This window comes from Paenibacillus sp. J22P143 (genome assembly GCF_059692035.1).
Window position 1 is genome coordinate 668,341 of the sequence record NZ_JCAUAQ010000001.1, and the last position, 25,278, is coordinate 693,618.

Below are 25,278 nucleotides of genomic sequence, written 5' to 3' on the forward strand. Positions count from 1 at the left end.
TCGCATCACCAGATCGAATGATCCGTAAATTTTCGCACGATCCAGTTCGTGGAAACAATCAGTATCAGAGCAACTACCCCTTTGCAAAGCCCAACAGCGGTTGCGAAGCTAAACTGGAACCCTTCAAGACCGATCCGGTACACATAGGTATCGATGATATCAGACACTCCGAAAACAAGCGGATTATATAAACTCAAGACTTGATCAAATCCGGCATCCAACACACTTCCTAGTCGTAATATGAACATGATGCTTATGATAGGCAGAAGACTCGGAAGCGTAATGTATAATAATTGTTTGAAGCGGCCTGCGCCATCGATTTTGGCAACTTCGTACAACTCGGCGTTAATCCCTACAATGGCTGCCAAGAAAATAACACTTGAGAAACCAACTTCTTTCCAAATATCCGAACCGATCAAAATGGCTATAAATGGACCCGGCTGTGTAAGCAATACTTCTGTCTTCCATCCAAACAAGTGGTAAATATAACCATAGAGACCGTAACTAGGAGAAAACAACTGGAATACAATTCCGGAAACGACTACCCAAGACAAGAAATGCGGCAGATAGGATATCGTTTGAACAAATCGTTTCATCCCGTTCGACATAACCTCGTTGAGCATAAGTGCAAATATAATAGGAAAAGGAAATCCGATCACAATTTTTAATGCGCTGATCCGCAGCGTATTGTAGATGACCTGCGTTATACTCGGTTGGTCAAAGATCGGTTTAAAATGTTTAAATCCTACCCAAGGGCTGCCTGTGATCCCATCTATCGGATTAAAATCCTTAAAGGCGAGTAAAATTCCGTACATGGGGCTATACTTGAAAATGATAAAGTATACCAATCCGGGCAGCATGAGAAGAAACAAATATTTTTGTTTCATTATTGTTCTTAGTGTTTGTTTAACTTTACTTTTCGGTTGGCTTCGTGTTTGTTCTTTTATTCCTGTTATCACAGCTTGATTCATAGGCTGACCTCCTGATTTCTATAGTTAAATTGTATAATTTGAACGAATCAATGTGAATGAAGAAACTGCACAAATACTGTACTAATTATGAGTGAAACAAAAAAACCAGAAAATGAGCGCCTCATTTCCTGGTTTTTTCTTCTATTTTATTTCAACCATTGTTTCAGGTAGAGACGATTTGCCGCTTCCGTCATCTCATTGCCTACTTCTTTCTTATACTGCTCAATGAATTTATCGAAATCGCGAAGCGTTTTGGTTCCGATAACCACCTCTGCAAACATTCGGTTATATGCTTCAAACTTGGCTTTCCCTTTCGAGTCAAGATTCTCACCAGACAATGAAAGCAGCGGACCGTTAACACGGCTGAAAGCCCACTCATTGTTCTCCTTTGAATAAAGTCCACTTGCATCTTCCGCATATTTTATTAAATTATTGAGAAAGTACGGCTGGCTTAGTGATTGTTGAATATCCCAGTTAACGCCGCCTGGTACGCTCCAACCGAACCCTTCTTTCGTTTTTGCGTCATTGTTATTAAATTCTTTCTTCACAACTGGCAAGCCATCCACGAGATCATACGTTTTACCTTGGATACCATAGCTGAGCAGCATAACCAAGTCTTTATCATTCAGAATATGATCTATTGCGCTCATGGCGGCGTGCAGTTTATCTGGATCTTTCTCCAAATGTTTGCCGAATGCAAGCGGTGCGAATAGAACACCTTCGTGCGTATCCAAGGCTGGTTTGATGTTATCCTTCGTTTTCGGGAACGGAATCCAATCCAATTTGGCTTGAGGATTTTTGGCAAGCTGCTGTTCAAAGATCGAGCCAGGATCGAATGGTGGCTGTATTTTAGTACCCAAATAAGCATATTGATAATAAACGGTATTCCCATTTACCCACTCATTGATAAGTGCGTTATTATCCATCGTGATCCATTCCGGATTAATATAGCCAGCTTTGTACCACTTGTTCAGCGTTGCCAAGGCATCTCGCATCTCTGGCATAAACGGGGGGTACACCAGTTTTCCATTTTTCAATTGCCAATTATTGTATATTATACCATAGGAAGCAAGAACGGGGTAAAACGACTGTATGATAAGATTTCTACCACTAGCACTGATTGGATACTTGTTCGGATATTTCTGCTTGTAGACGTTAAGAAAGACTTCCCAATCGCTCAAGGTTTGTGGTGTTTTTAAACCAAATTCATCAAGCAAATCTTTTCGAATCACAAGACCATAGGGGTAAGTAGTGACGGTTTGCCCTATAAATACACCGGCTAATTTACCATCTACTGTGAAACGATTAAAGATGGATTCTTTGGTCTCACCATAATCTTTATATTGCTTTAAGGCTATCGCATAGGACTGCGGCATGTAAGTTTTAAAGTCTTCCTCCGTAAATTTAGCTGTTGCATTCTTCATGATGTCATCGTTCCAATAGACACTAAATACATCCGGGAGATCGTTGGAGGCATAAAATAAGTTCAACTTATCGGAGTAGTTTACATCAGGTGCTGCCGATACAATCAAATTCTGCCCAAGCTTATCCTGTACTTGTTCCATGACAACGGAGTCTGGATTCGGTTGAATACGCGTTGAGAATATTTTAATGTCATATCTTTTGGGCACAATAGATTTCGTAGTTTCTACTGGGATTTTAGGTGATGAAGATGATGTGTCACATCCAGTCAACGCCATTGTGATAAGCAGTGTTGAAAGAGCTGCTGCGATCTTGCTTGTAGTTACCATCCTAATGCTCCTCCAGTTTCCAAGTTTATCTACTTCCTTACGAATATTTACCCAATACAAAATCCTTTGGATTCAAACCAGCGAACTTCTTAAACATACGGCTAAAATACTCTGTGCTTGCGTATCCTACCTGCTCAGCTACTTCATACACTTTAAGTTTTCCCTCTGTAAGTAACTCCTTGGCACGCTCAATACGAAAGTTATTCAAGTAGTCATTGAAACTAATGTTAAGTTCCTGTTGGACCAATCTTCCTAAATAAGGGCTGCTCACACCTAATTGTTCAGCAGCGGATTGCAAGGTGATTTCTTCCTTGAATTTATTCTGTACATACTTCATTAATTGTCGAACATGGCTGTTTCCCGTTTCCATATTTCGCGCTATTTGCATGATAATCTCATTCAACCGACGATTCAATTCCGGTACAGCTTCACGGTCATAAATAACTTCATTAAGGATATCAATTTGAGGGCCACAAACGGCTTTAAGTCCATTTTGCTCGATATAATCCATGAGAACAAACGAGTACTTCTCATACAACCGAAGAACCTCATTAAAGTTGCTAGGCCCGATTTCCTCTTGCTTTACATACAAGGAGCTTATAGTTCGTTCTATTAATTGCGGGTGAAAGGCTGACAACGCATTGCGCAGCAGATCAACCCGTTCGTTGCTGTTTTTTAAGGAGATTGTCGCGCTACCCAAACGTAGGATGTCTTGATCCGTTATTAATATCCCTTTTCCAAGTATAAAACGGTATTGACATGCCTTCATCGCTTCTAAATACAAGGTTGAAATCCCCTTGATTGACACCTGCTCCGTATTTACTCCTCCGGATATTTGAATGCGAAGATATTGCTCCAACGCTTGTGAGCACCTATCGAATATATCGGTACATGACTCTGTCGATTCTCGTTCTTGATCAGAGAAACTCCTGATAATCACGAATTCTCCTGAACCATTATAGAACAGATCAGCCCCTTCGACCGTATCAATAATTTCCCCCATTAAATTGAAGATCGCGAAGGACAATAAATGTTCATCGCCTTTCCAACGCAAGTCGAGCAGCTTTTGATAGTAATCGACAGATACAAAGAGTACCTCATGACGCCCTGAAAGGTAACGGATATTTAAATATTCCTTTTTGCGCATAAGAAACTGCTCCTCTGACAAATATCCTAGACAAAGCTCCCTAAACATCTGGTCTTTAATATGCCTACGGTTTAAATAAAGCTCATAATTGGATTCCTCATGCTGTGGAATCGTAGAATCCAACTTCGCATCCCACGTCTTTACTCTTCTTGTAATTTCCCGTTCTTGATCAAGCTGATCGGCTAGTGCACTAAGCAGTTCCGTAAGAAAAGCGGGATCGAGTTCCGTTTTAAGAATGTATTCTGAGGCACCCAGGCGCATGGCTTCTCGAACCAACTGAAATTCGTTATAGGAGCTAAGAACGATGGCTTTATGGTCAATGCCAAGCATTCGAGTATCGCGAATTAATGCCAAACCATCCATGACAGGCATCTTGATATCGGTAATCAAGATATCAACGCCAATTTCTTTGATAGCTTCCAATGCTTCTGCTCCATTAGATGCTTTGGCGACGACCTTAAAGCCAAGTTGCTCCCATTTGATTAAGCGATCTAGCGATTCCACGACCATAAGATTATCGTCCGCGATAATGACTTTTTTCATGAAGGTTCCACCTCTTTCTCCCTGCGTGCCGGAAGTCGTATGACGGCCATAGTGCCGATTCCTACACTGCTATCTAAATGAACGCCATATGACTCGCCATAATACAATTTGAGCCTTTGATCTACATTCTTGATCCCGATTCTGTTCAGACGGCGACTGATGTCTCCGCCGCCATTCATAATTTCTTCAATTTTCTCTTGTGTCATCCCAACACCGTTATCTCGTAGGGATAGAATTAAATCTTCTTCCTCTAATTGAATTGAAATGGTTAAAGTCGGTTTATCGATACTCTTACTGAAACCATGAAAAATCGCATTTTCAACTAATGGCTGAAGTAACAAATTCGGAATATAATAGTCCATATATGCTTCTTCAATTTCATAATTAACATTCAAATGTGTCAAGTATTGCATGCGTCCGATTCTAATAAAATCTTCTAAGTTTAAAATTTCCGTACGGATCCGAACTAGCCGAGATGAGCTGCCTAGCGTTCTTTGGAACAATCGCCCCAGAACTAGCAGGACTTCTGCTAGTTTGTCTGCCCCTTCGGCAAGCGCATACATCCTTACTGAGCCAATCGTATTATTAACGAAGTGAGGATTGATTTGATATTGGAGCATTTGTAATTCAATTTCCCCGCGTCGCTTCTCTTCCTCCAAAAGTTTGTTAACCGTTTCCTTTAATCGGATGGCCATAAAGTTAAACGACTGGGACAATATATTAAATTCATTATCGAATTGCTTCTCAATGCGAACATCGAAATTACCCGATTGCATCATTTTCATGGCGCCAACCAAGGTTCGAACAGGCTTAGAGAACCGTCTCGCCAACATCCAGGAGACAAGTAGCAAGATGATTAATAAGAGGGAACTAAACAGTATCGTAGATTTCGCAATCCATCCAATGTTGTCCGTGAAGAAAGCCTCCGGCACGATTTGCACGACTTGTAAATCCCATTGGGGAAGCTTGTAGTAACCAATGATCATTTTCTGACCATTGATCGATGAAGTAAAGCTGCCCGTTAATTCATCAGAAGGAACGTTCGTAATTCCTTCATCGGATAAATGACCGCCAATTCTTTGTTTATCTATATGTGAAAGTATTTTACCGCTGCCGTTGGCGATCATAATCGTCCCAGCACCGCTTTTATTTACTCTCCGAAATATATCGGAAAAATTCTTTTCTTCCACAAAAAGATAAACACCTGCATTAGTGGCTTCTTTTCCTTGGTAATTATAGTCGTATAACCGCCTTCCAAATACATAATAATCATTTGTATTACCGGTTTCACTCTTAATAATTTGTATTTTGTGCAACTGAATGCTACCTTCGTGTTCCATGTCATCTTGATACATTTCACTCTTTCCTAGTTCCTTAAGAACATCGTTTTCGGATGTATTATACGCATATACCAACTGATTATTTTTATAAAATGCGATCGGTCCAATCGGTTCACTCTTATAAAATACCGATCCCATAATATTGTCCATGTTCAAATACGCATCCATCGTTTCCACTTTCGACTTGTCGAAACTGTTCTGAAACAAAATCGTTCGAATTTCTTTCGATGTCACCATAAAATCCATTGATTTTTTGTACATCTGCATCTGGAAATCCAAATTTTTGCCCATTTGCTCCAGAGCAGCTTGCATGCCTTGGCCTGCGTTCTCCTGAGCAGCATTCACAGACACCAGATAGGAATAGGACCCCAATGCGATCACCGGCAACAGCGTCATTATGATAAATAATAACAACAACTTAGATTGAAACGTTTTCATACGATGTCTCCCTATATGTTTATGGGCGTCCTTTTCAACCATTGTAGTCTCAAAATCTAGAAGTTGTCTATTGTTTTATACAATTGGAAAACATATGAAAAGCCCGTACCATTAAGGCACGAGCCGGCATCATTATTTGAATTCCTCTTGCGCTTTCCTCCACTGCTCTTCAATAATTCTCTTAAAGAGCAATGCTTGCTGCCAGCGATCAGACACTTCATGCACTTTCCCTTGCTCATCTCGGCGAGTGATTGCGTAATAGTTTGGCGGTCCAAGCTCTGAACAGAACGGAAACAAATCCCCCGGCTGTGCTTGCTTAAGCCAATGTACCATCCCTTTACGCCACCAGCGCTTAAAATGCTCCACCATCGGGTGATCGCCGTCTACGCCTACATCTACCTGTACCTGTTCTCCACTTGAAATTCGACCATGAATGCCAGCGGAACGCGTCAGAATCTTATCGAAATAGGACTCTACGTTCTCGCTCGTTCCCAGAATTTCTCCGGCAACAACATAATGCGATAAGTCGATCATCAAACGAAGCTCAGGCAGCGCATCTACATAGCCAGCCGTGCGAATCAAATCTTGCGTGACTGTCCCTCGGTGCGTCTCAATAAAGTGTGGGATTTGGGATTGCTCGGACACGTTTAACAATCCATCAAGCAAGTGAATCGCTTCTTTATCTATGACAAAGGAGTCCATCACCTGGGAATTGATATATTGCACTCTGCCAAATTGCTTAGCATGCTGAATGACATCAATCAAATCTTGTGGTTTAGCAGGAAAAGCAATGGCACTGAAGCTCAGCTTATAGCGGTCAAGTAAACGGTGCCACTCATCCATATCTTCATGAGAAGGCAGCAAATAACTGACACCTTTAAATCCCGCTTCCGCGATTTTCTCAAATTTCTGTTCCAACGACCATTCTTTTCCGTTCTCTCCTAACCCTATCATAGCCCACATTGCTTGCTGTACATCTAGTCTAGGTGGAAGTAAGGATCCATCATTAATACGATTCCAATGGCTCATGCTTTTCTCCTTAACATGCTGATATAGCGTTCAATAGCGCCTTTACTTTAACATCCGGATTTTCTAAGTCTTTCGGATCGAGTATCGCTTGTTTCTGAATGAGCATTTCCGAGAGACGAATATCTTTGGCAATTTTGGCGTTTAAGCCTACGCCGCTGGCCGCAACCAATTGATTCTCACCCGATAGGTGGAAAAAAAGTTTGTCCGTCTCGCTCAGATCTCGAACGACAGTCTTCACAGCGCTTTCTGGCAAGCCGGTAACTTGCAAGGTTTGATCATATTGATCAGACCAGAACCACGGAATTTCCAGATAAGGCTTAGTAGCGCCTAGCATGTTGTGCGCCGCATGCGTTCCTTGGTCTTGTGCATTGCGCCAAGCTTCCAGACGGATACGCTTGCCTCCATAGAGCTGATGCGGGAAGGAGCAGCAGTCACCTGCCGCAAAAATATCCGCATCGCTCGTTCTGAGTTCCTCATTTGTCCATATGCCATTGTCGATGGTAAGTCCACTTTGAGCAGCTAACGACGTTTCAGGGATAGCACCAATGCCAACGACAATCGTATCGCATGGAATGACGGTTCCATCAACAAGCGAAATCGTATGACCATTAGACGTTTTTGCGATACTCCCAATCCCAACACCAAGCTTAAACCCGACACCTGCTTGTCGATGACGCGCCTCTACGATTCTCGCAATTTCTTCAGGAACGCCTCGCATCAGAATTCGCGGACCTACTTCAATAACGGTAACCGAGCAGCCTTTTTCTCTTGCGCTTGCCGCTACTTCAAGGCCAATAAAGCCCGCTCCGATTACAGCGATGTGCTTTCCAGGTAGAAATCGCGAACGCAATGCAAGCGCGTCAGCGAAAGTACGAAGATATAACAAGTCTGTCGTGTCGGACCCTTCCAAGTTCAATCGACGTGGATAGGCTCCCGTTGCAAGCAAGAGCCTCTCATATCTGACTTGCTGCCCATTGCTAAGTTCTGTCACATGCTGCTCCCGATCAATCTTCATGACCGAGCTATCCGTGATTAACTGAATGTTGAATTCAGATTGCCTGACTTCGTCAAGGATCGTCATGGGTGAAGGCTCGACTTCATCGATTAAGGAGCTTTTGGAAAGCGGCGGTCGTTCATATGGTGCCAGTTTTTCTTTACCAATTAACGTGATTGGTCCACGCCAACCCTCTGTTCGGAGTTCAACCGCTGCACGCGCACCGGCTTCCCCTGCACCAACAATAACCATTCCTAATTCAGCCATCCTCTATTCGCTCCTCAGTCGATCTTAATGAAGACCTTGTCTTCTTCAATCTTTACAGAATAGGTTTTTAGACTGACACATACGGGTGTACGCTTCGCTTCACCCGTTGTATAGTCAAACCGGCCATTATGCTTGGGACATTCAATGGTGCTGCCCATAACCAACCCTTCAGCTAGATGAAACTTCTCATGGGTACAATACCCATCCGTCGCATAATATTTGCTTTTGTCTGAGCGATAAATCGCAAACGTACGGTCTTCATAATCAAATCGAATGACATCTTCTTCATCAATATCATCGACTTCACAAGCTTCAACCCAACCCTCTACATTATGCATACATGCCTCCGAGTAAAATAAGATTTATTTAACAAGTCCATGTGGATCAATAACGAATTTCCTAGAAGCACCGCGATCAAAATCTTGGTAAGCCTGCGGAGCAGCATCTAACGAGATGAGCGTGGCATTCACCGCTTTAGCAATTTGTGCTCTCCCGCTCATAATAGCCATCATTAGCTCTCTGTTGTATTTCATGACAGGCGTTTGCCCCGTTACGAAGGTATGGGATTTCGCCCATCCAAGTCCGAAACGAATCTTCAGAGTACCAATTTTGGAATCCTCATCCACAGCACCAGGATCGCCAGTTACATAAAGGCCAGGAATACCTAAGCTGCCTCCTGCGCGCGTAACTTCCATGATCGAATTCAGCACCGTTGCTGGCGCTTCGCCATGGGCCTTACCGTGACCATGTGCCTCGAAGCCCACACAATCAATTGCTGAATCGACTTCCGGCGAGCCTAGAATTTGATCAATTTGTCCAGCCAAATCCGAATTCTCACGCAGATTGACCGTTTCGCAACCGAAGCTTTTCGCTTGCGCTAGTCGCTCTGCATTTAAGTCACCTACAATAACTACCGCTGCACCAAGCAGCTGAGCGGAGTGAGCCGCAGCAAGTCCAACTGGACCAGCACCTGCAACGTATACGGTTGAACCTGGTCGAACGCCTGCACTAACTGCACCATGATAGCCCGTAGGGAAAATATCAGAAAGCATCGTTAAATCAAGAATTTTTTCCATAGCTTTATCTTTATCTGGGAATTTCAGCAATTGGAAGTCCGCATAAGGAACCATGACGTATTCCGATTGTCCGCCGACCCATCCACCCATATCGACATAACCGTAGGCGGAACCAGGACGATCGGGATTGACGTTCAAGCATACATTCGTATTTCGTTCTTTACAGCTGCGGCAACGGCCACACGCAATATTGAAAGGAACGGAGACCAAATCTCCCTTTTTAATAAATTCAACATCGCGTCCTACTTCAATGACTTCACCCGTGATTTCATGACCCAAGATTAAACCTGACGGCGCAGTTGTACGACCTCTAACCATATGCTGATCGCTGCCGCAAATATTAGTAGTTACGACTTTTAGGATGACACCATGTTCGCATTTTCGTCCTACGTTTAATGGATTGACTCCAGGACCATCTCTTAGTACCAACTCTGGATAATCCGTATTACGTACCTCAACACTACCTGGTTGACTGTAGACAACTGCTCTGTTTCCTGCCATGTTCTCATCTTCCTCTCAGGGTTTAATTAATCATTGATTGTTTAATGCGCTTTGCTCGCTTGCGATGTCGCAGCCGTTTCTGCCTGTATGCCATAATAATAGGGTGTTGCTGTACTCGGCAGAGGACGATCAACCACATATTGCGGATTTTTCTTTTGTCTAATCAGGGCTGTAATAACCTCTTTAAATGCCGCCCAGAGACTAGGACTTGGTGCAGGGTAATCAAACATCAATTCTTTGTGCAATTCAGGTAAGGCATGATAAGGAACCATCGGAAACATGTGGTGCTCTATGTGATAATTCATGTTCCAGTAAAGGAATCTAAAGAAAGGATTCAAATAAATCGTACGCGTATTTAAACGATGATCCAACACATCTTCATGCAGGCCCAAATGCTGGGTAATACCGATAATAATAAGCAGAATCGGGCCATAGAAGGTCGGAAGGCCCACAAACATAAGCGGTAAAATGCTCCCGATTAGAACGCACCAGACGATGAGGCCGGCGAAGATTAGCATCCATAGACGTGAGATCCAAACTGCTTTTTTAAATTCATTCTCAGGTACATAGTCTTTTTCCGAGGCAGACAGCTGCCCAAAGCAGTGTGTGATGATACTTTTGAGATCTCTTGAGCCGCCATAAATATGAATGATTTCTCCAAAAAGAATCCGCCAAACGGGTGGTCTCGTCATGGCAATTTCCGGATCACGACCGACGATATAAGTGTCTGTGTGATGACGAGCGTGACTCCAACGCCATGGGGTCGGTGGTCTCATATCCATGAAAGAAGCAATCTGATAGAGGACATCATTCATCCATGGTGTTTTGAAAGCTGTCCCATGACCGCATTCATGCCATCTGGAATCGGCAGTTGATGCGTAGCTGATCCCATATAAGGCAAAAGCTGGTATTGCCCACCAAGTGCCCCAGGAATAATAGGCAAGAATTCCGGTTCCTATTAGCCAAGCGAACATGATGATCGTGTCCCGGATTGCGGGACCATCCTTACGCTTCATGAGCTCCTTAAGCCGTTTTCGAGGGATCGGGCTCATATACCATTCTGCTGTTGCTAATCCTCTTTCCTGAGCTCGTTTGTTCTCCGGTCCTGTGAGGGAATAATCCCGTTTATTAGTTTGATTAGACACTGGCTGCCTCCTTGTTATCATGTTAGCGCTTACTTAATGATAAACCTATAGGGACTCCGTGTCTTTGAAATAAGCGGACATTCATTTGCACTATACGGACATTCATTTTCCCGCAAAAATCCAACGTCAGAGCGGGGCCGCTAGTCGAACTGATGTTGTGAAGCTGGAATATCCAGCTTCATAGCGGCTCAGCTACTTCAACTGACACTCTAACGCTGGAATATCCAGCTTCAGAGCGGCTCAGCTACTCGAACTGACACTCTGACGCTGGAATATCCAGCTTCAGAGCGGCTCAGCTACTTCAATTGACACTCTGACGCTGGAATATCCAGCTTCAGAGCGGCTCAGCTACTTCAATTGACACTCTGACGTTGGAATATCCAGCTTCACAGAAAAGCCTCTAGTTCGACAGACGTTGTGAGGCTCGATTCTCGCAACTTGATATTGAAGATTTTGCTTGATATCGCATAATCTTCTTACCATCTTTGGATGCAGGTAGTATTAATCCTTTTAAAACAAGCGATTTAAGATATTTGGCGGAAGTTTCTCGATTGATTCGAAGCGCCCTAGCTACTGAACTTGGAGTAACCATACCTTCATTGTTTTCAACCCATTTCCAAACAGCATATTCTATGGGAAGTAACTGGCGCAGATTAGATGTATCTTCCAACCCCCACTTCGCTACTGCCTGCATGAGTGTTTGTTGACATTTACGTGGATTGTTCTTAATATCATCCAACGAAAATCTGAAAATTTTCCAGTCGTCCAAGACGAGATCATTATGACGATGTAGATTGTCGTCGTATCGATTACGATCAATGTTGCGAAAATGGGTCCCGAACGGGTCGATCTCAATGCATATACGCACGCCGTTGACGATGAAAGCAAAATCCAAGTATCGCCAGCTATCCTTAAAATCTCGGATCTCATATTCGGCGAACAATCGTCGAAAGCTTTTGAAGGCTGGCCACCAGACTTCCTTGAGGAACAGAGTTTCCGCGTACCGTTTATCGCTAAGTAGCCTCCGTTTCCTTTCTCCTGAGCTTCCATTTATTTGCTCTTCCATAAATCTTGCGTAAGCAGCACCGAATGAATCGTCCGATATCAATAGCTCCCTTATCATCTTCATTTTCATCTGCCTCCAGGAAATAAAATAGCCGCCTGTCCAGTTCTATGAACGGGTAACAGGCGGCGCGTACTTCACGACCTGCTTTGATTATACCACAACATTAAATCCAGTATATGGTAATAATTGAAGATGAAAATTTGGTAGTTGAGCTTTAGATTCGGATATAGTACTAACTAAAAGGGCTCTCTGACAATTGAGATTTACGAAACTGACCTGGCGGAACGCCTATTTTACGGGTAAAAACTCTTGTATAATAGTGAACCGTTTCAAACCCCGTCTCCTGAGCAATCCGGCTAATCGTCCAATCCGTCTCTAGAAGAAGGTCCATGGACTTCCGAACTCTTCTCTCTTGCACATAATGCGAAAAGGTTTGTCCTACCTTCCTAGCAAACAATCGCGACAAATGGCGCTCTGTTATATTGAGATAGCTAGCTAACTGATGAAGACTCAAAGAAGAAGTTAGGTTATCCTCGATGAAAAGCTTCGCCTGCTGTAGATAAAAGGAAGAAATCTGTTGGCGCTCTGGGAGGTCGTCACTTTCGGCCACCTCAGCAAATTCACTGCAAAAAGAAACAAGCAAAGCATAGGCCAAGCTACGAATTATCTCTTTCATCATGGTACGATCTTGCTTGCTCAACGCAGACAACATGCGCCAAGTTTGTGCGGTCACCGTATCGTCAGCTTCCCGAACAACGATTTTATTCCGATTCATGATTTGTGAATATTGGTTTATCTTCTCTTCCGATGACCGAGAGCCATCGATTTCGAAGGCAACAAAATAGAGCTCGATTCCACCCTCGCTTTTAATTTGATGCCATTTGCCAGGCCGTGAACATACTAATGTTCCTTGATTGAGCGGATATTCTTCCCCTGACTCCAAGTAGCTCCCTTCGCCTGACAAGATATAACAGACCTCAAAAAAGGAATGCCGATGTTCAGGGTTATCGAAGTGTTCAGGCATAGCCCCCCAATATTGCACCTTAAAGCTTAACTCTGCACCGTGTAAATCCACTGCAGTTTCATTTAAAAGACGGCTCATTTTTTTGTAATCTGATTTGGCTGCCATGGTGATCCCTTCCGAATTACGGATGTCATTTATTCAACTCTCAGTATACCTAGTATACCATGTGGAATCGACATCTTTGCTTATCAAATGGAATTGGATACGTATGGAAGCATTTGGTCCTTCGCCTTTTGTTCAGCAAATTCACGGTACCGTGGAACGACATAGGAATGGTCCTTCCGCGCTTTCCAGATCGCGACCCACGCCTCGCGGACAGCGGCCGTGAAGCTCGGGGCAGCAGCTGGACAGTCATGCTTGATCTCCTCGTGCAAAGCAGGCAAATTATAATAGGGAACCATCGGAAACATATGGTGCTCTACGTGATAATTCATATTCGTGTACAGAAACCGAAAAATACGGTTTGAATAGAACGTCCTAGCGCACAGCCGGTGATCGAGCGTGTCTTCGTATAGACCCACATGCTGCGTTGATACCAGCAAGCCGTTCACAAGAGCGCCATAAAATGAGGGCAGCCCAACGAACATGAGCGGTAAAATGCTCCCTAAATAAAAGCACAGAGCGATAATAACACCATAAACAAAAATAAAAACACGTGCTTCCAAGAACAATTTCCGTTGTTCACTGGTCGGGACCAATTCTTTCTCCTCGGCACTGAGTCGTCCGATTGCATGCTTGAACAGGTAGGGCCAAGTACTGTAAATAAATGATTCCCGTAAAATATACCGAATCACACGTTGCATTTTCGGAGGACGAGGTTCCATAATTTCCGGATCGCTGCCCACGATGATCGTATCCGTGTGGTGGCGGGTATGCGTCCAGCGAAAATTCGTCGCTTGAATTAAGATCAGAAACGAGGTGAACTGATACAAGGCTTCGTTTATCCACGCCGTTCGAAACATCGTGCCATGGCTGGATTCATGCCATTTGGATACGGCAGGTACCGTATAAACGGTTCCGTATACGAAAAAAGCGGGTATTGCCCACCACGATCCCCATGACAGATAGGCCACATAGCCCAAGACGACCGTCAAGGCGATCCAGAGCAAGGTGTCCCGAATCGCCGGACCGTTCTTGCGGGTCATGAGCTCCTTCATGCGTTTTCGGGGAATCTGACACTGATACCATTCCCCTGAAACAAGCCCTTTCTCGATCGCTTTTTGCCGTTCTGGCCCTAGAATACTATAGTCCCGTTGTAACTTGCCACCCATATGATCTCTCCTCTTCAGCCTATCTTTTGCTTCAGCTCTGAATATACTAATCGTACCAGATGGGTTGAAACTTGACTTCCCGGAACTTATTAAATAGGATCAGACACATAGGAGTAATCTGCACAAATCGGAGGAGGACATAGGAATGACTAATCTGAACTCATCTGTTTCGATGCGCTGGGTTTATCCTTCGCATTATGAAATGTTAATGGAAATAGAAATCGCAACAAACAGCAGACTCGTTAATGAATTGATCGTCGTTGGATACCAAAAGTATGCGGAAGCGTTTCCCATTCCACTGCACGCACATCATCACGGATATGAATTCGTCTATTTGCAAAGTGGCAGCGCGACTTGGGAGATCGACGGCATTCCTTATCCAATGAGCGCTGGGCAATGGTTTTACACCCGTCCAGGAGAGCTTCATAAAGCTCGTTTTAATCATTTGGAGCCTAGTCGGATTTGGTGGATAATTGTACAGGATCCAGAGGACAACCCGAACTGGTTCCACTTGGACGGCTCTGATCGCGAGTTCGTCATCTCCCGCTTGCGACAGCTTCCACGTGTATTTCGTGCTGGTCATCGTGTGCATGATCAATTCGTTCGCTTGAAGGCGACATTAGAAACAGAGAGCCCTGATAAAGCATTTTTTGCCCGACATCAGGTACTAGACATCATCATGGGACTTCTACAGCCAGCTCCATCCAAAACGATCGAGCCTACAGTCAAGGATGCGGTAGTCCGTTCAATCCAACAAATGACGCAAACGCCAAATGATCGTTATTCCGTTGCGGAGCTAGCCCGTGCATCTCAGATGAGCGAGTCTCATTACTATAAAGTGTTTCACGAAATATTCGGTCAGTCTCCTGCCGCATATATGGAACGCATCCGAATGGAGCGTGCTTGCTCCCTTTTGCAAACGAACGCGTCCATCACGGAAATTGCCTTTGAACTGGGCTTTAAGACCAGCCAACACTTCACGACTGTATTTCGGAAACATATCGGTAGTTCTCCCAGCGAGTGGCGAAAAACAGGTCTCTAATACCTGCCTAATAGAAAAAAGTCCTCAAAATGAGGACTCCTGCATAGCATGTGAGTGAAAAATGAGATGACTCTTCATATGTTCGCGCCAATAATCCCAAGTATGAGCGCCTGGTTGCTCGGCATAAGTATGTTGAACGGCAAGCTCCTCCAACCGTACATGCAGTTGACGATTCATATCCAAATATCGATCGTGGGCTCCGCAATCGAAGTAAATCTTGGGCAAGTCGCTGGAGGGAGGGATCGGCATCGTCAAGGGCGATACCTCCGCCATTCGTTTCTCGTTCTTTTGAAAAATCGAAGCATACTCTTCTGAACCGATCAGTTCTGAGAGCTCCCTCACATCGAAAAAACCACTTAAGCTGGAGGAAGAGGCAAACCGTTCAGGATAGTCGAATGCCAACCTAATCGCCGCATAGCCCCCCATGGATAAACCGCTGATCGCTCGCGTTTCCTTGGAACCGCCTACGTTCCATTTCTTCTCAATATGCGGGATCAAGTCCGCTAACAAATAATCTTCATATTGATGAGGCCTTCCTGTGTCCCAGTTCAAATAACCGGTACCTATAGCGGTCAATCCATCGGATGGCATAAGAATAGCCATAGGACCAATCTGATTTTCCTCCATCAAAGCCTGCATGGTTTGATGGACATGGCCTTGCTCCGTCCAATCGATTTCGGAACCGTGGACGCCATGCAGTAAAATCAATAAAGGCAGTTTACTGACTGGACGCGGTTCTGGAAGCAAGAGTCGATACACGCGACGGGCGTTTAAAGCTGTAGATTGAAAGTTTTCAGAATACAGATGCATCCTCATTTATTGAGTTCCTGCAAGTTAAAATTGGCATCCTTCATCGAGCGAAGCACGATCTCATGTGTGACGCAATTATCATCCATTTCAATTACAGAGACAATGGCTTTTGCAACATCGTCAGGTGTTAAATATTTTTCTACCGGTGATTTCTGTTCGCGCGCTATGTCCCAGAAAGTCGTATTTACGCCCCCCGGGTAAATGCCCGAAACGCGAATATCGAATTGCGCTGCTTCCTCTTGAAGCGCCTGCGTAAAGCCTCTGACAGCAAATTTAGTTCCGCAATAAACAGACTCTGTAGGCACACCCGTTAATCCAGCCGTGGAAATGATATTGATAATGTGGCCTGCACGCTGCTCTTTCATGCTACGAAGTGCGTGCTTACACCCTAGGACAGTCCCTTTATAGTTGACATCCATCATCCAGTCAATATCTTCTTCGGTATATTCTGTAATCAGTTTATGCCTTGCAACGCCTGCATTATTGATCCAGACTGCGATTGGTCCAAGCTGAGATTCTGCATTCTCTGCCAATGCAGCTATATCCGACTCTGAGCGGACATCGGTTCTCCACGCACTGACACGATCAGAAGAAAGACTACTCACCGCTTCTTGCAACGCCTTCTCATCAGCATCGCTAAGCATGACTTTAGCGCCAGCCGCATGAAGCTGTTTGGCTAAAGACAAGCCAATCCCTCTAGCTGCTCCCGTGACCACACAAACTTTATCCTTTAAATTCATGATACGTTTACACCCCCGCGAATTCTTTCTTTACCAGCACGAATTTCAGCAAGAAATTCAGGCCACCATTCTTGCTGTTCGGATCTCTCACTCAATCTAACCTTTTCTGCCAAGTTCCGTTTCATCACACTTTCTGCTTGCTCTTTGAGCTCACCCATATCCTTGAACTCTGGAACCAACCATTTTCTGCCGATTTGCGCATGCAAAACCTCATCAGCCCAATCATAATCCTGAAATGTTTTCGCAAGCTCATTATCCGATGCTTTGGCAATGACCCATTCAAAATGTTTGCCGATGTCTTTCGGCATTAATCCTTGCTCGATGTACCAAAGAACAAGATGCGCCTCCAGCGGAGTAGCGGTCGTGTTTAAAGCCATTGTTGTTAAATATTCGACTGGATATTTGTAAAACTCAACGCCATCCTGGTATAATCCCACTTCACCCATCATAGAATGACGAGCTTCGTCCCATAGTTGCCGACTCAAGTCCGTATAATACTCCCAAGGCTTACCCTTCGTTTTATAAATAATAGGTCCCATCCACTCAGGTACGTCCATCTCGCGCAAGCGCTTAAAGAGGAGTGCATACGTTCTTTCATCCGCAGGACGATTTTCGTCAAAATAGTAGTGATCGAAGTTAGCCGTTGAATTGAAGGAGTCCACGAATCTTGCATCGCGCCGAGGTTCCACATTCATGTCATAAGCTTGGCCATTAGCTCGTGGCGTAACAGGCTGCCAATCTTGAGGCTTAACCAAGTCACCTGAAATGCCGCCTGCTGCGAACAGGAAAGTCTCCAGATGCTTTTGCCATTGTTTTGCGGCATGCTGATCGTCTTCCGTACGGATAAGCGCTTGAACAGCAGCCTCCCCCCATGAAAGCATCTCTTCCTCTTCCACTAAAATTAACCGCAACACACGGCAGGTTGGATGGTCGACCAATGGATTCGTCTCTGCTATATGCTTTTTCATTGACCGCACCAACTCCGGCTTTGCCACCCTGTAAATTCCAACTAGCAGCTCTAAAGTTGTCTCTGCACGAATGATTTCATGGAAGAATGCCTCGATCTGAGCGTCTGGCACTTTATCAAGATGCAAAGGCGGTTCCCTCATTTCAGTTACCCTTTTGCGCAGTGCCGCACTATGTTCAGCATCCAGCCACATATGCAACCCGAAAGCCCCTTTTACCTCCCATTCAGGAACATTTGTAATATGTGCTGCAAAAATTTGATTGAACTGCGATTCGGAATACAAATATCTCCTTAATAAATTAACATTATGATCAATGTCGTAGCCTACTTTGCAAGCGTCTTCATAACTACAAACACCTGCAAGCGGAATCAAGCTTAGGTTGTTATTATTTACTCTTGTCATTACTTTACCTCCTTATAGATTCTTTAAGAATTATATTAAATATAAGATAAATAGCTAAAAAAAACATTGTGAAACTCTACTTATTTCTTGTAAAATCTTATTATCTTAGCACGCACAATAAGGAGCTCCCCATGGAACCATCTTTTCTTGAAACTGTCAAAGTCCAACCGATCGTTCCTTATATTCGAGAGTCCGACTATGCAGTACGGCCTTCTGGGTGGATCGTGCCTAATCGAAAACTCTTGGATTATTTACTTATTTACATTCAGGAAGGATGCTGTCAATTCGATATAGACGGTACCTTAACCGAATTTCAGCAAGGCGAATTTTGTCTCATCCAACCAGGTTCATTATGCTCTTTAAAGGGAATGACGCGAACAATTACACCATTTGCTCATTTCGATCTTTTCTATAATTCGGCACGGAATCAAAGCTTTCCAACGAAACCAGGACAAATTGATCTATCTGAATACAAGCATCTTATGCAGCCACGATTGAACGACTTTATGAACATTTCAATACCCTTGAAATTTAGACTTCCTCGTTCTGTTCAAAAAGAGACCTTATTAAAAATAGTTGGTCTTTGGCAAAATGGCGACGTGATCAGTCATATGGAAGCGAATCATTTGTTGGAGGAACTCGTCATTGAACTATTGAAACAATTTAGCGATCTGAATCAAGAAGATAAATCGTTACAGCCACAATCCTTGAACTGGATCACTTCGTACTTGTATAATCATATTTCAGAATCGTTATCGCTCGATGATATGGCAAAAAGAGCACGCCTCTCGCCATCAAGGTTCTCTGCTCTATTCAAAGAGAAATTTGGCGTTTCTCCTCATCAATATTTTCTGCGTTTGCGTATACAGCATGCGCAAGAACTAATCAAACAAGGCGCTTACACAATGGAAGAGGTAGCACAATTTTGCGGCTTTACCGACGCCCCTCATTTTTCAAACGCATTTAAGAAAATGACAGGTGAAACACCGGGACAATTTAGGAGAAATGACTTTATGTAACGCGCAAAAAAGGGTGTCCCCCAACTCGCAGCATATCGGTTTGACTAGGCTTTTCACTGAATGAGAAAATACCCAGTGCCTCATAGGTACTGGGTATTCTCTATATGGAGGTACGCCTTACCATTAACGGTCCGGCGTATCCTGATATAACGTAGCGACAAATTGACTCAAGCTCATGCCGATCTTCCGCTTAAATATTTTGCCAAACGCATGAATGTCCGTATACCCGACTTCCATTGCGATTCTCCCAAAAGGCAGCCCCGAATGAAGAGCTAATTCCTTCGCTTTCTCGAGTCGAATCCAGACCAAATATTGAAGCGGAGACATGCCAAAGGCATCCTTGAATTGTTGGATGATATAGTTTCTACTCCATCCAGTCAATTGCTCTAATTCTTTATGGTGAAACCCTTCCTGAAGTCGACTATCGATGTAATTGCGAATTAATATCAGCTTCGCTGTGCCAGACGATTCTTTGGCGACGGATGCCGCTGCTTGTTTATTGTTAAAGTCCGCCAACGCGAGTAATATGCCCATTAGCACATGCTGACATTTCTGCTGATGATATAAACCTGGTTGGCGATAATGATGAATCAACTCCAATAAATGATTCTCGATCGTCCGATCAGCAAAGTTTCCCATCCAATGAGCCATTTCTGTACCTTTTTGTCCAAAGCCAATCAATTCCCGGAGAGGAAATTCCGTGTTTCCGAAGTGGAAAACAATGGAAATGCAGACAAATGGTTTTCCAGGTAACGTCTTAATTTGATGGAGTTCTTCTGGAATATAGAAGAGGAGATCCCCTTTTTTCGCGCGATAATGCTGGCCTTCTATTTGGCAATCTGCCATGCCTTCCATCACGTATTGCAGCTGAAATTGCTTTAGAACACGCGGCTTTAGCAACCATCCCTCGGGGGCATGAAACATATGAGCCAATGTGATATAGGGTGGGTAAAACAAATCCTTCAGTTCTTCCATCGTTTCAGCTGGATCAAGGATGTACAGTTTCTTATACATAAGGCCTCCCCACAGAACAACGGTATCGTTAAAAACTATCATACCATTAAATGAAAGAGATGAAAAAAAATCGTACCTCCCCCTAATAAAATTTTCATGATTTCATACCTCCTTTTCATTGTGTACTTTGCCTAATGATGAGATTAGGCGTCAGAACTGTCAGCTTCTTCACCTTTTCTTTCTGAATCAATTTGGATAAAATGGAGATCGCCTGCTTACCCAGTTGTTCACTATGCTGCGAGACTGTCGTTAGCTCCGGATTCATTGCCGATGACAATTGCGTATCATCAAATCCAGCAATTGCGATGTCCTCTGGAATTCGCATCCCGCGAGCTATCGCCACTTTCATCGCACCAATGGCCACATAATCGTTTATGCAACATATCGCCGTAGGACGATTCGGCAGCTCAAGAACGGCATCCATGAGCTGCCCCCCGCATGACATAGAGAAATCACCTAAGCGTACCCACTCCTTGCGAAAAGAGAGATGATTCGCCTCAAGTGTACGCCGGTAAGCTTGCAGCTTCTCCATCGTCGTTGTCGTTGATGCGCTTCCGCCCAAGAAACCAATCCGCCGATGTCCACGATCAATCAAATGCTGAACAATCAGCTGTGTGCCCATGAATTCGTCCGTTTTCACACGATGACACGGATGCCCTGGCAGGGTGCCATTAATGAGCACAATGGGAATTTTCTTCTGAATATCCACTACTTCCTGTACAAGGTCCTCCGGGCAATGACGTGCATTAATACGGCCGCCCATGATAATAAGCCCATCCACCTGCCTTTCACATAGCAAATTTAAATATTCGGATTCTCTGCTGCAATCGCTGAAGGTATTGCATAGAAAAAGCGTGTATCCCAGCTTTTGCGCAGCTCTCTCTGCCCCTCCGAACACCTCGGGGAAAAACATGTTGCTGCTATCCGGAAACAATACGCCGATCATTCCGGTCTTCTTATTCACAAGACTGCGTGCTAAGGCGTTGGGCTGAAACTTATGCTTTTCGATGATGGCCATAATCTTCTGCCTGGTCGAGGCCCGTACGGGTGCAGTATCATTGAGAACGCGGGAAACCGTCGCGACGGAAACGTTCGCTTCCCTAGCAATATCGTAGACTGTAATGGTTTCCAGGAGCTCACTCTCCGTTACGTCAAAATGAAAAGCGAAAGATCGAAGGCCTGTTCTGAAACAGACCTTCGATAGGATACATCCCTTATTTCGTGCTTTCTACCATTTTTTTGAATTCGTCCAATTGCTTTTGTACTTCCGCCATTACCTTGTCAAAACCGGCAGATTTCAAACTCGCTCTGAAATCTGCTACCGCTTTCACAGGGTCACCTGCTTTTCCGTAGAGGATCGCAGGTCCCTTGGATCCCACTACCTGTGTAATTGCCGTTAACTCATTCGTGACGTTGGCTTTGTCGAATACAAATCGGCCGTAAGGATAGGCTTTCTTGATCTTATCGTAAGAAGCATACAAAGCGCCTTTTCCAGCCCAGTCTTCGCCATTCGGAATTTCGTTCTTATCGATACGACCACCCCAGAAGTTAGAGTAGAAGTCATCTCTCTGGACATCGTAACCATCCGGACGGAAGCGTTTGCCATCCTTCACAACATACTGTACGCCTTCGAGGCCATAGTTCATCAGTTTATAGATTTCAGGGTCTTGGCGAATCAACTCATAGACCATCAGTGCGCGCTCTGGATGCTTACTTTTCGCACCAAGGGAGGTACCGCCATGTGTGATCGACATCGAGACGAGATTATTTTTGGTTGCTGAGAAAGGGAAGAATTGTAGATCTGAACCTGGTTGCAACTTATCCATTTTGATGCGCTCGCCGAGGTAGGTTTGCGTATGATGCTGATCCACGGAAGTTTTCCCCGCTTCGAGCAACGAACGGTTGTCGCCTTTGTAGTTCAAGACATCCTCGCGCCAGAAGCCCTTGTCGCCCCAGTCTTTCATCATTTTAGCAAAATCAACAAACGTATCATCAAGGAAAGGACTATACGCTTTATACTTATCGTTAAAGGATTTGCCGTAGATTAATGCGAATAAACCTGTATTAATGGGGAGTTCAATCGCGTCCGTGTAGGAATTGATGTAGCCACCAATATTTCCTCCTGATGTCCCATTCGTATCCCAAGGAATAACGCCTGGCTTCTTATCCTTAACACCTTGCAAGTATTTCTCTAAAGTCTTCCAATCCGTGATTGGCGACGTAATACCGAATTCCTTCGCCCAATCTCCACGATACTGGAAGCCGTGATTTACCCATTGTGTATAGTGATCTTCGGGGATTAACATGATTTGATTCTTGTATTTCGTCTCTGCCCAGTTCTCTGCCGGTACTTCCTTCCACGTGATCGGCGCATAGGTTGGCAGGAGCTTATCCATCGGCATGAAGGCGCCTTTTTGTGCATTTTGCCATGTATCCAGCCAGTCTGTTGCTACCGTAATCAAATCAACAGGCTCGCCAGAAGCCAGCAATAGATTATATTTGGTTTGCCAATCTGCCCACTCCACCCATTTGATGTCCAAATTCGCATTGACCTTTTGTTTCAGAAGGGCGTTCAGCTTTTCCATTACTTTCTCAAACTGTCCATTCTTCGGCTTGTCGCCTAACATGACATAAGAAATCGTTTGGAACTCAGAAGTATCGATTTTACCACCTGCTGCCGTTGCAGCCGCTGTCGAATTGGGATCCGTACTGCTTGAGCTCGTACAAGCTGTCAAACTTACTGCGAGCGTTGCTGCGAGTGCGACACTAAGCACTTTCTGATTTCTCTTTAACATGGAATTGCCTCCCCATCAATAATGTGATCTATGCCTTGACGTCAGCCTTTAACAGCACCAACGGTGATACCTTGGATAAAATATTTCTGAATCATCGGGAAGAAGAGGATGACGGGGCCGGTTGCTACGACGGCTGTTGCCATTTTCATAGACTCCATCGGCATATCTCGGGGTTGTACGTTGGAGGAAACCGACGAATTTTTGATAAAGTCCGCACTGGTAACCACATTATAGAGAAATAATTGCAAGGGCCTATATTTCAAATCTGGCGAAAGGAAGAGCATGGCATTGTACCATTCATTCCAATACCCGAGCGCAATGAATAAGCCGATTGTGGCCAAAGCCGGTGTCGTCATAGGCAAGATCAGCCTTGAAAATATTCTGAAATCGCCGGCTCCGTCCATTTTGGCGGACTCTGTAATCGCATGAGGAATCGAGGTAACGAAGCTTTTCATCATAATAATGAGAAAAGGGCTCATCAATCCTGGCAGTAGAACCGCTAAATAATTATCCTTGAGGTGCAGCCATTGGGTCATAATTAAGTAGAAAGGGACGACCCCGCCTTGGAACAACGTAGTAAAGTAGATGAAGAAGGATATTCGATTCCGATAAGGAAAGTCTGGGCGCTGCAGGGAATATCCCGTCATGGCGACAATGAATAGTCCGATGGTTGTTCCAACGATCGTAATCCCCATCGTTACCCCATAGGAGCCAACAATCATGCCAGGATTCTCGAACACGATTTTATAAGCAAATGTACTGAATTCTCTTGGCCATAAATTATAACCATGCAAGGTAATCGATTTCTCTGCCGTGAATGACGTTCCAAGGACGAGTAGAAACGGCACTAGGCAGCATAGCGCGAAAAACCCGATAAAGATGTAGCCGAATAGTCGTATGGCGACGGACGAGAAATCTCTTCCCCTCTGACGAGCGATGACTTGCTCCACTGGGAGTCCCTCCTTATCGATCAAGTTAGATGAAGGCTATTTCTATTAGAAAAGTGTGTTGTCAGGCGAAGCCTTCTTCACAAGCCAATTCGCTGTGATAACGATGAAGAAGCCAAATACGGACTGATATAAACTGACTGCGCTTCCTAATGAGAAATTGAAGTTGTTCATTAAGGACCGGAACACGAAGGTTTCAATAATATCTGTCGCTTCGAAAAGTGCAGTGTTATTGGCGCCTACTAAGTTGTAGAACAATCCGAAATTCCCGCGAAGGATGCCACCCAAGGAAAAGAGTAATAATATGATGAATGTCGGCTTCAGCCAAGGCAGTACGATGAAGCGAATACGCTGCACGGCATTAGCACCATCAATTTCTGCAGCTTCCACGATTTCGGAGTCTAGCCCCATAATGGCGGCGAAATAGACAATGGAGCCGTAGCCGGTGGAGTGCCATAAATACGTAATGACAATGATAATGGGCCAAATCGTTGGGTTCGAGTACGTCTTCACGGGGTCCCAACCGATTGATTTGAGAATGCCGTTCAACATACCATAATCGTAGCTGAGAATGTTATAGGCAATGAGGCCGACAAGTACGAATGAGATAAAAAAAGGCAGGAACATCATGGATTGCGTGACTTTCTTGAACCACTTTTTACGAAGCTCATTCAGTAATACCGCAATGCCGATCTGCAAGATATTCCCAAATAGGATGAAAGCCAGATTGTACGCAATGGTATTGGATGTTAGCTTCCAGAGTGCCCCTGAGGTTACCAGAAATTTGAAATTGTCAAACCCAACGAACTGACTGCCGAAGATCCCGGCTGAGTAGTTATAGTTGATGAAGGCAAGGTATAGGCCAGGCATTGGCAAATACGACATCACTAAGAAAAATAAGATGGCAGGCACACACATGAGTAATAAGGTGCGATGCGACCAAAATCTACGCATCGGTGTCGCACGCTTCTTGAGAAC

22 protein-coding genes are annotated in these 25,278 nt (G+C 44.3%); 2 read left to right on the forward strand and 20 right to left on the reverse strand.

Going from position 1 to position 25,278, the window contains the following annotated elements:
• Positions 1–5: 5 nt before the first annotated feature.
• The 12 genes from AC58PQ_RS03220 to AC58PQ_RS03275 all read right to left on the reverse strand — a co-directional run bounded on the left by AC58PQ_RS03220 (position 6) and on the right by AC58PQ_RS03275 (position 14,563).
• Complete coding sequence (locus AC58PQ_RS03220) at positions 6–971, reverse strand: ABC transporter permease (protein WP_497240513.1); 966 nt, start codon at positions 969–971, stop codon at positions 6–8.
• Positions 972–1,117: 146 nt separating this feature from the next.
• Entirely contained in the window at positions 1,118–2,722 is a 1,605-nt protein-coding gene (locus AC58PQ_RS03225; protein WP_497240514.1) for a type 2 periplasmic-binding domain-containing protein, read from the reverse strand.
• 37 nt (positions 2,723–2,759) lie between these two features.
• On the reverse strand, positions 2,760–4,412 hold the full coding sequence (locus AC58PQ_RS03230; protein ID WP_497240515.1) for a response regulator transcription factor: 1,653 nt from the start codon (positions 4,410–4,412) through the stop codon (positions 2,760–2,762).
• Positions 4,409–6,190, reverse strand: a complete 1,782-nt coding sequence (locus AC58PQ_RS03235; RefSeq protein WP_497240516.1) for a sensor histidine kinase — start codon at positions 6,188–6,190, stop codon at positions 4,409–4,411. The genes AC58PQ_RS03230 and AC58PQ_RS03235 overlap by 4 nt, the downstream gene beginning before the upstream one ends.
• Positions 6,191–6,322: 132 nt before the next feature.
• Positions 6,323–7,219 (reverse strand): sugar phosphate isomerase/epimerase family protein, encoded by an 897-nt coding sequence (locus AC58PQ_RS03240; RefSeq protein WP_497240517.1) that lies wholly within the window; start codon positions 7,217–7,219, stop codon positions 6,323–6,325.
• 10 nt (positions 7,220–7,229) lie between these two features.
• Positions 7,230–8,480 (reverse strand): NAD(P)/FAD-dependent oxidoreductase, encoded by a 1,251-nt coding sequence (locus AC58PQ_RS03245; RefSeq protein WP_497240518.1) that lies wholly within the window; start codon positions 8,478–8,480, stop codon positions 7,230–7,232.
• Positions 8,481–8,494: 14 nt separating this feature from the next.
• Positions 8,495–8,818 (reverse strand): MocE family 2Fe-2S type ferredoxin, encoded by a 324-nt coding sequence (locus AC58PQ_RS03250; RefSeq protein ID WP_497240519.1) that lies wholly within the window; start codon positions 8,816–8,818, stop codon positions 8,495–8,497.
• 24 nt (positions 8,819–8,842) lie between these two features.
• Positions 8,843–10,057 carry a formaldehyde dehydrogenase, glutathione-independent gene (gene fdhA, locus AC58PQ_RS03255; RefSeq protein WP_497240520.1) on the reverse strand — a complete coding sequence of 405 codons (1,215 nt, stop codon included), beginning with the start codon at positions 10,055–10,057 and terminating at the stop codon, positions 8,843–8,845.
• 41 nt (positions 10,058–10,098) lie between these two features.
• A complete protein-coding gene (locus AC58PQ_RS03260; protein ID WP_497240521.1) occupies positions 10,099–11,202 on the reverse strand; it encodes a fatty acid desaturase family protein in 1,104 nt (367 codons plus the stop codon).
• A gap of 400 nt (positions 11,203–11,602) precedes the next feature.
• Positions 11,603–12,331 carry a putative endonuclease domain-containing protein gene (locus tag AC58PQ_RS03265; protein ID WP_497240522.1) on the reverse strand — a complete coding sequence of 243 codons (729 nt, stop codon included), beginning with the start codon at positions 12,329–12,331 and terminating at the stop codon, positions 11,603–11,605.
• A 169-nt stretch (positions 12,332–12,500) separates the two neighbouring features.
• Positions 12,501–13,397, reverse strand: a complete 897-nt coding sequence (locus AC58PQ_RS03270; RefSeq protein ID WP_497240523.1) for a helix-turn-helix domain-containing protein — start codon at positions 13,395–13,397, stop codon at positions 12,501–12,503.
• Between the two features lie 83 nt (positions 13,398–13,480).
• Positions 13,481–14,563: a fatty acid desaturase gene (locus AC58PQ_RS03275; RefSeq protein ID WP_497240524.1), complete on the reverse strand. Its 1,083-nt coding sequence runs from the start codon at positions 14,561–14,563 to the stop codon at positions 13,481–13,483.
• A 145-nt stretch (positions 14,564–14,708) separates the two neighbouring features.
• Here AC58PQ_RS03275 and AC58PQ_RS03280 point away from each other — a divergent pair, with 145 nt between their 5' ends.
• Positions 14,709–15,605, forward strand: a complete 897-nt coding sequence (locus AC58PQ_RS03280; RefSeq protein ID WP_497240525.1) for a helix-turn-helix domain-containing protein — start codon at positions 14,709–14,711, stop codon at positions 15,603–15,605.
• Between the two features lie 24 nt (positions 15,606–15,629).
• On the opposite strand, the gene AC58PQ_RS03285 is transcribed toward AC58PQ_RS03280, so the two are convergent.
• Genes AC58PQ_RS03285 through AC58PQ_RS03295 form a run of 3 tightly spaced genes read right to left on the reverse strand, consistent with a single transcriptional unit; the run spans position 15,630 to position 18,525 of the window.
• Entirely contained in the window at positions 15,630–16,421 is a 792-nt protein-coding gene (locus AC58PQ_RS03285; RefSeq protein WP_497240526.1) for an alpha/beta hydrolase, read from the reverse strand.
• Positions 16,418–17,155 carry an SDR family oxidoreductase gene (locus AC58PQ_RS03290; RefSeq protein ID WP_497240527.1) on the reverse strand — a complete coding sequence of 246 codons (738 nt, stop codon included), beginning with the start codon at positions 17,153–17,155 and terminating at the stop codon, positions 16,418–16,420. Before AC58PQ_RS03290 ends, AC58PQ_RS03285 begins: the two co-directional genes overlap by 4 nt.
• A complete protein-coding gene (locus AC58PQ_RS03295; protein WP_497240528.1) occupies positions 17,152–18,525 on the reverse strand; it encodes a hypothetical protein in 1,374 nt (457 codons plus the stop codon). The genes AC58PQ_RS03290 and AC58PQ_RS03295 overlap by 4 nt, the downstream gene beginning before the upstream one ends.
• A gap of 131 nt (positions 18,526–18,656) precedes the next feature.
• Here AC58PQ_RS03295 and AC58PQ_RS03300 point away from each other — a divergent pair, with 131 nt between their 5' ends.
• Positions 18,657–19,544: a helix-turn-helix domain-containing protein gene (locus tag AC58PQ_RS03300; RefSeq protein WP_497240529.1), complete on the forward strand. Its 888-nt coding sequence runs from the start codon at positions 18,657–18,659 to the stop codon at positions 19,542–19,544.
• A 123-nt stretch (positions 19,545–19,667) separates the two neighbouring features.
• Here the strand turns inward: AC58PQ_RS03300 and AC58PQ_RS03305 are convergent, their stop codons facing one another.
• The 5 genes from AC58PQ_RS03305 to AC58PQ_RS03325 form a co-directional block, all read right to left on the reverse strand.
• The gene (locus AC58PQ_RS03305) at positions 19,668–20,558 is read right to left on the reverse strand and encodes a helix-turn-helix transcriptional regulator (RefSeq protein WP_497240530.1); all 891 of its coding nucleotides are present in this window, start codon (positions 20,556–20,558) and stop codon (positions 19,668–19,670) included.
• Between the two features lie 115 nt (positions 20,559–20,673).
• On the reverse strand, positions 20,674–21,690 hold the full coding sequence (locus AC58PQ_RS03310) for a LacI family DNA-binding transcriptional regulator (RefSeq protein ID WP_497240633.1): 1,017 nt from the start codon (positions 21,688–21,690) through the stop codon (positions 20,674–20,676).
• 82 nt (positions 21,691–21,772) lie between these two features.
• Positions 21,773–23,353 carry a DUF3502 domain-containing protein gene (locus AC58PQ_RS03315; protein WP_497240531.1) on the reverse strand — a complete coding sequence of 527 codons (1,581 nt, stop codon included), beginning with the start codon at positions 23,351–23,353 and terminating at the stop codon, positions 21,773–21,775.
• 41 nt (positions 23,354–23,394) lie between these two features.
• Positions 23,395–24,303 carry a carbohydrate ABC transporter permease gene (locus tag AC58PQ_RS03320; RefSeq protein WP_477589742.1) on the reverse strand — a complete coding sequence of 303 codons (909 nt, stop codon included), beginning with the start codon at positions 24,301–24,303 and terminating at the stop codon, positions 23,395–23,397.
• 45 nt (positions 24,304–24,348) lie between these two features.
• Complete coding sequence (locus tag AC58PQ_RS03325) at positions 24,349–25,254, reverse strand: ABC transporter permease (RefSeq protein ID WP_497240634.1); 906 nt, start codon at positions 25,252–25,254, stop codon at positions 24,349–24,351.
• Positions 25,255–25,278 lie beyond the last annotated feature (24 nt).

Excerpts from the sequence above, each read along its gene's own strand:
- AC58PQ_RS03290 (WP_497240527.1), bottom strand. The coding sequence starts at position 17,155 with ATGAATTTAAAGGATAAAGTTTGTGTGGTCACGGGAGCAGCTAGAGGG.
- fdhA (WP_497240520.1), bottom strand. The coding sequence starts at position 10,057 with ATGGCAGGAAACAGAGCAGTTGTCTACAGTCAACCAGGTAGTGTTGAG.
- AC58PQ_RS03325 (WP_497240634.1), bottom strand. The coding sequence starts at position 25,254 with ATGCGTAGATTTTGGTCGCATCGCACCTTATTACTCATGTGTGTGCCT.
- AC58PQ_RS03220 (WP_497240513.1), bottom strand. The coding sequence starts at position 971 with ATGAATCAAGCTGTGATAACAGGAATAAAAGAACAAACACGAAGCCAA.
- AC58PQ_RS03315 (WP_497240531.1), bottom strand. The coding sequence starts at position 23,353 with ATGTTAAAGAGAAATCAGAAAGTGCTTAGTGTCGCACTCGCAGCAACG.
- AC58PQ_RS03240 (WP_497240517.1), bottom strand. The coding sequence starts at position 7,219 with ATGAGCCATTGGAATCGTATTAATGATGGATCCTTACTTCCACCTAGA.
- AC58PQ_RS03245 (WP_497240518.1), bottom strand. The coding sequence starts at position 8,480 with ATGGCTGAATTAGGAATGGTTATTGTTGGTGCAGGGGAAGCCGGTGCG.
- AC58PQ_RS03230 (WP_497240515.1), bottom strand. The coding sequence starts at position 4,412 with ATGAAAAAAGTCATTATCGCGGACGATAATCTTATGGTCGTGGAATCG.
- AC58PQ_RS03305 (WP_497240530.1), bottom strand. The coding sequence starts at position 20,558 with ATGTATAAGAAACTGTACATCCTTGATCCAGCTGAAACGATGGAAGAA.
- AC58PQ_RS03295 (WP_497240528.1), bottom strand. The coding sequence starts at position 18,525 with ATGACAAGAGTAAATAATAACAACCTAAGCTTGATTCCGCTTGCAGGT.
- AC58PQ_RS03275 (WP_497240524.1), bottom strand. The coding sequence starts at position 14,563 with ATGGGTGGCAAGTTACAACGGGACTATAGTATTCTAGGGCCAGAACGG.
- AC58PQ_RS03235 (WP_497240516.1), bottom strand. The coding sequence starts at position 6,190 with ATGAAAACGTTTCAATCTAAGTTGTTGTTATTATTTATCATAATGACG.
- AC58PQ_RS03300 (WP_497240529.1), top strand. The coding sequence starts at position 18,657 with ATGGAACCATCTTTTCTTGAAACTGTCAAAGTCCAACCGATCGTTCCT.
- AC58PQ_RS03265 (WP_497240522.1), bottom strand. The coding sequence starts at position 12,331 with ATGAAGATGATAAGGGAGCTATTGATATCGGACGATTCATTCGGTGCT.
- AC58PQ_RS03285 (WP_497240526.1), bottom strand. The coding sequence starts at position 16,421 with ATGAGGATGCATCTGTATTCTGAAAACTTTCAATCTACAGCTTTAAAC.
- AC58PQ_RS03270 (WP_497240523.1), bottom strand. The coding sequence starts at position 13,397 with ATGGCAGCCAAATCAGATTACAAAAAAATGAGCCGTCTTTTAAATGAA.
- AC58PQ_RS03225 (WP_497240514.1), bottom strand. The coding sequence starts at position 2,722 with ATGGTAACTACAAGCAAGATCGCAGCAGCTCTTTCAACACTGCTTATC.
- AC58PQ_RS03280 (WP_497240525.1), top strand. The coding sequence starts at position 14,709 with ATGACTAATCTGAACTCATCTGTTTCGATGCGCTGGGTTTATCCTTCG.
- AC58PQ_RS03250 (WP_497240519.1), bottom strand. The coding sequence starts at position 8,818 with ATGCATAATGTAGAGGGTTGGGTTGAAGCTTGTGAAGTCGATGATATT.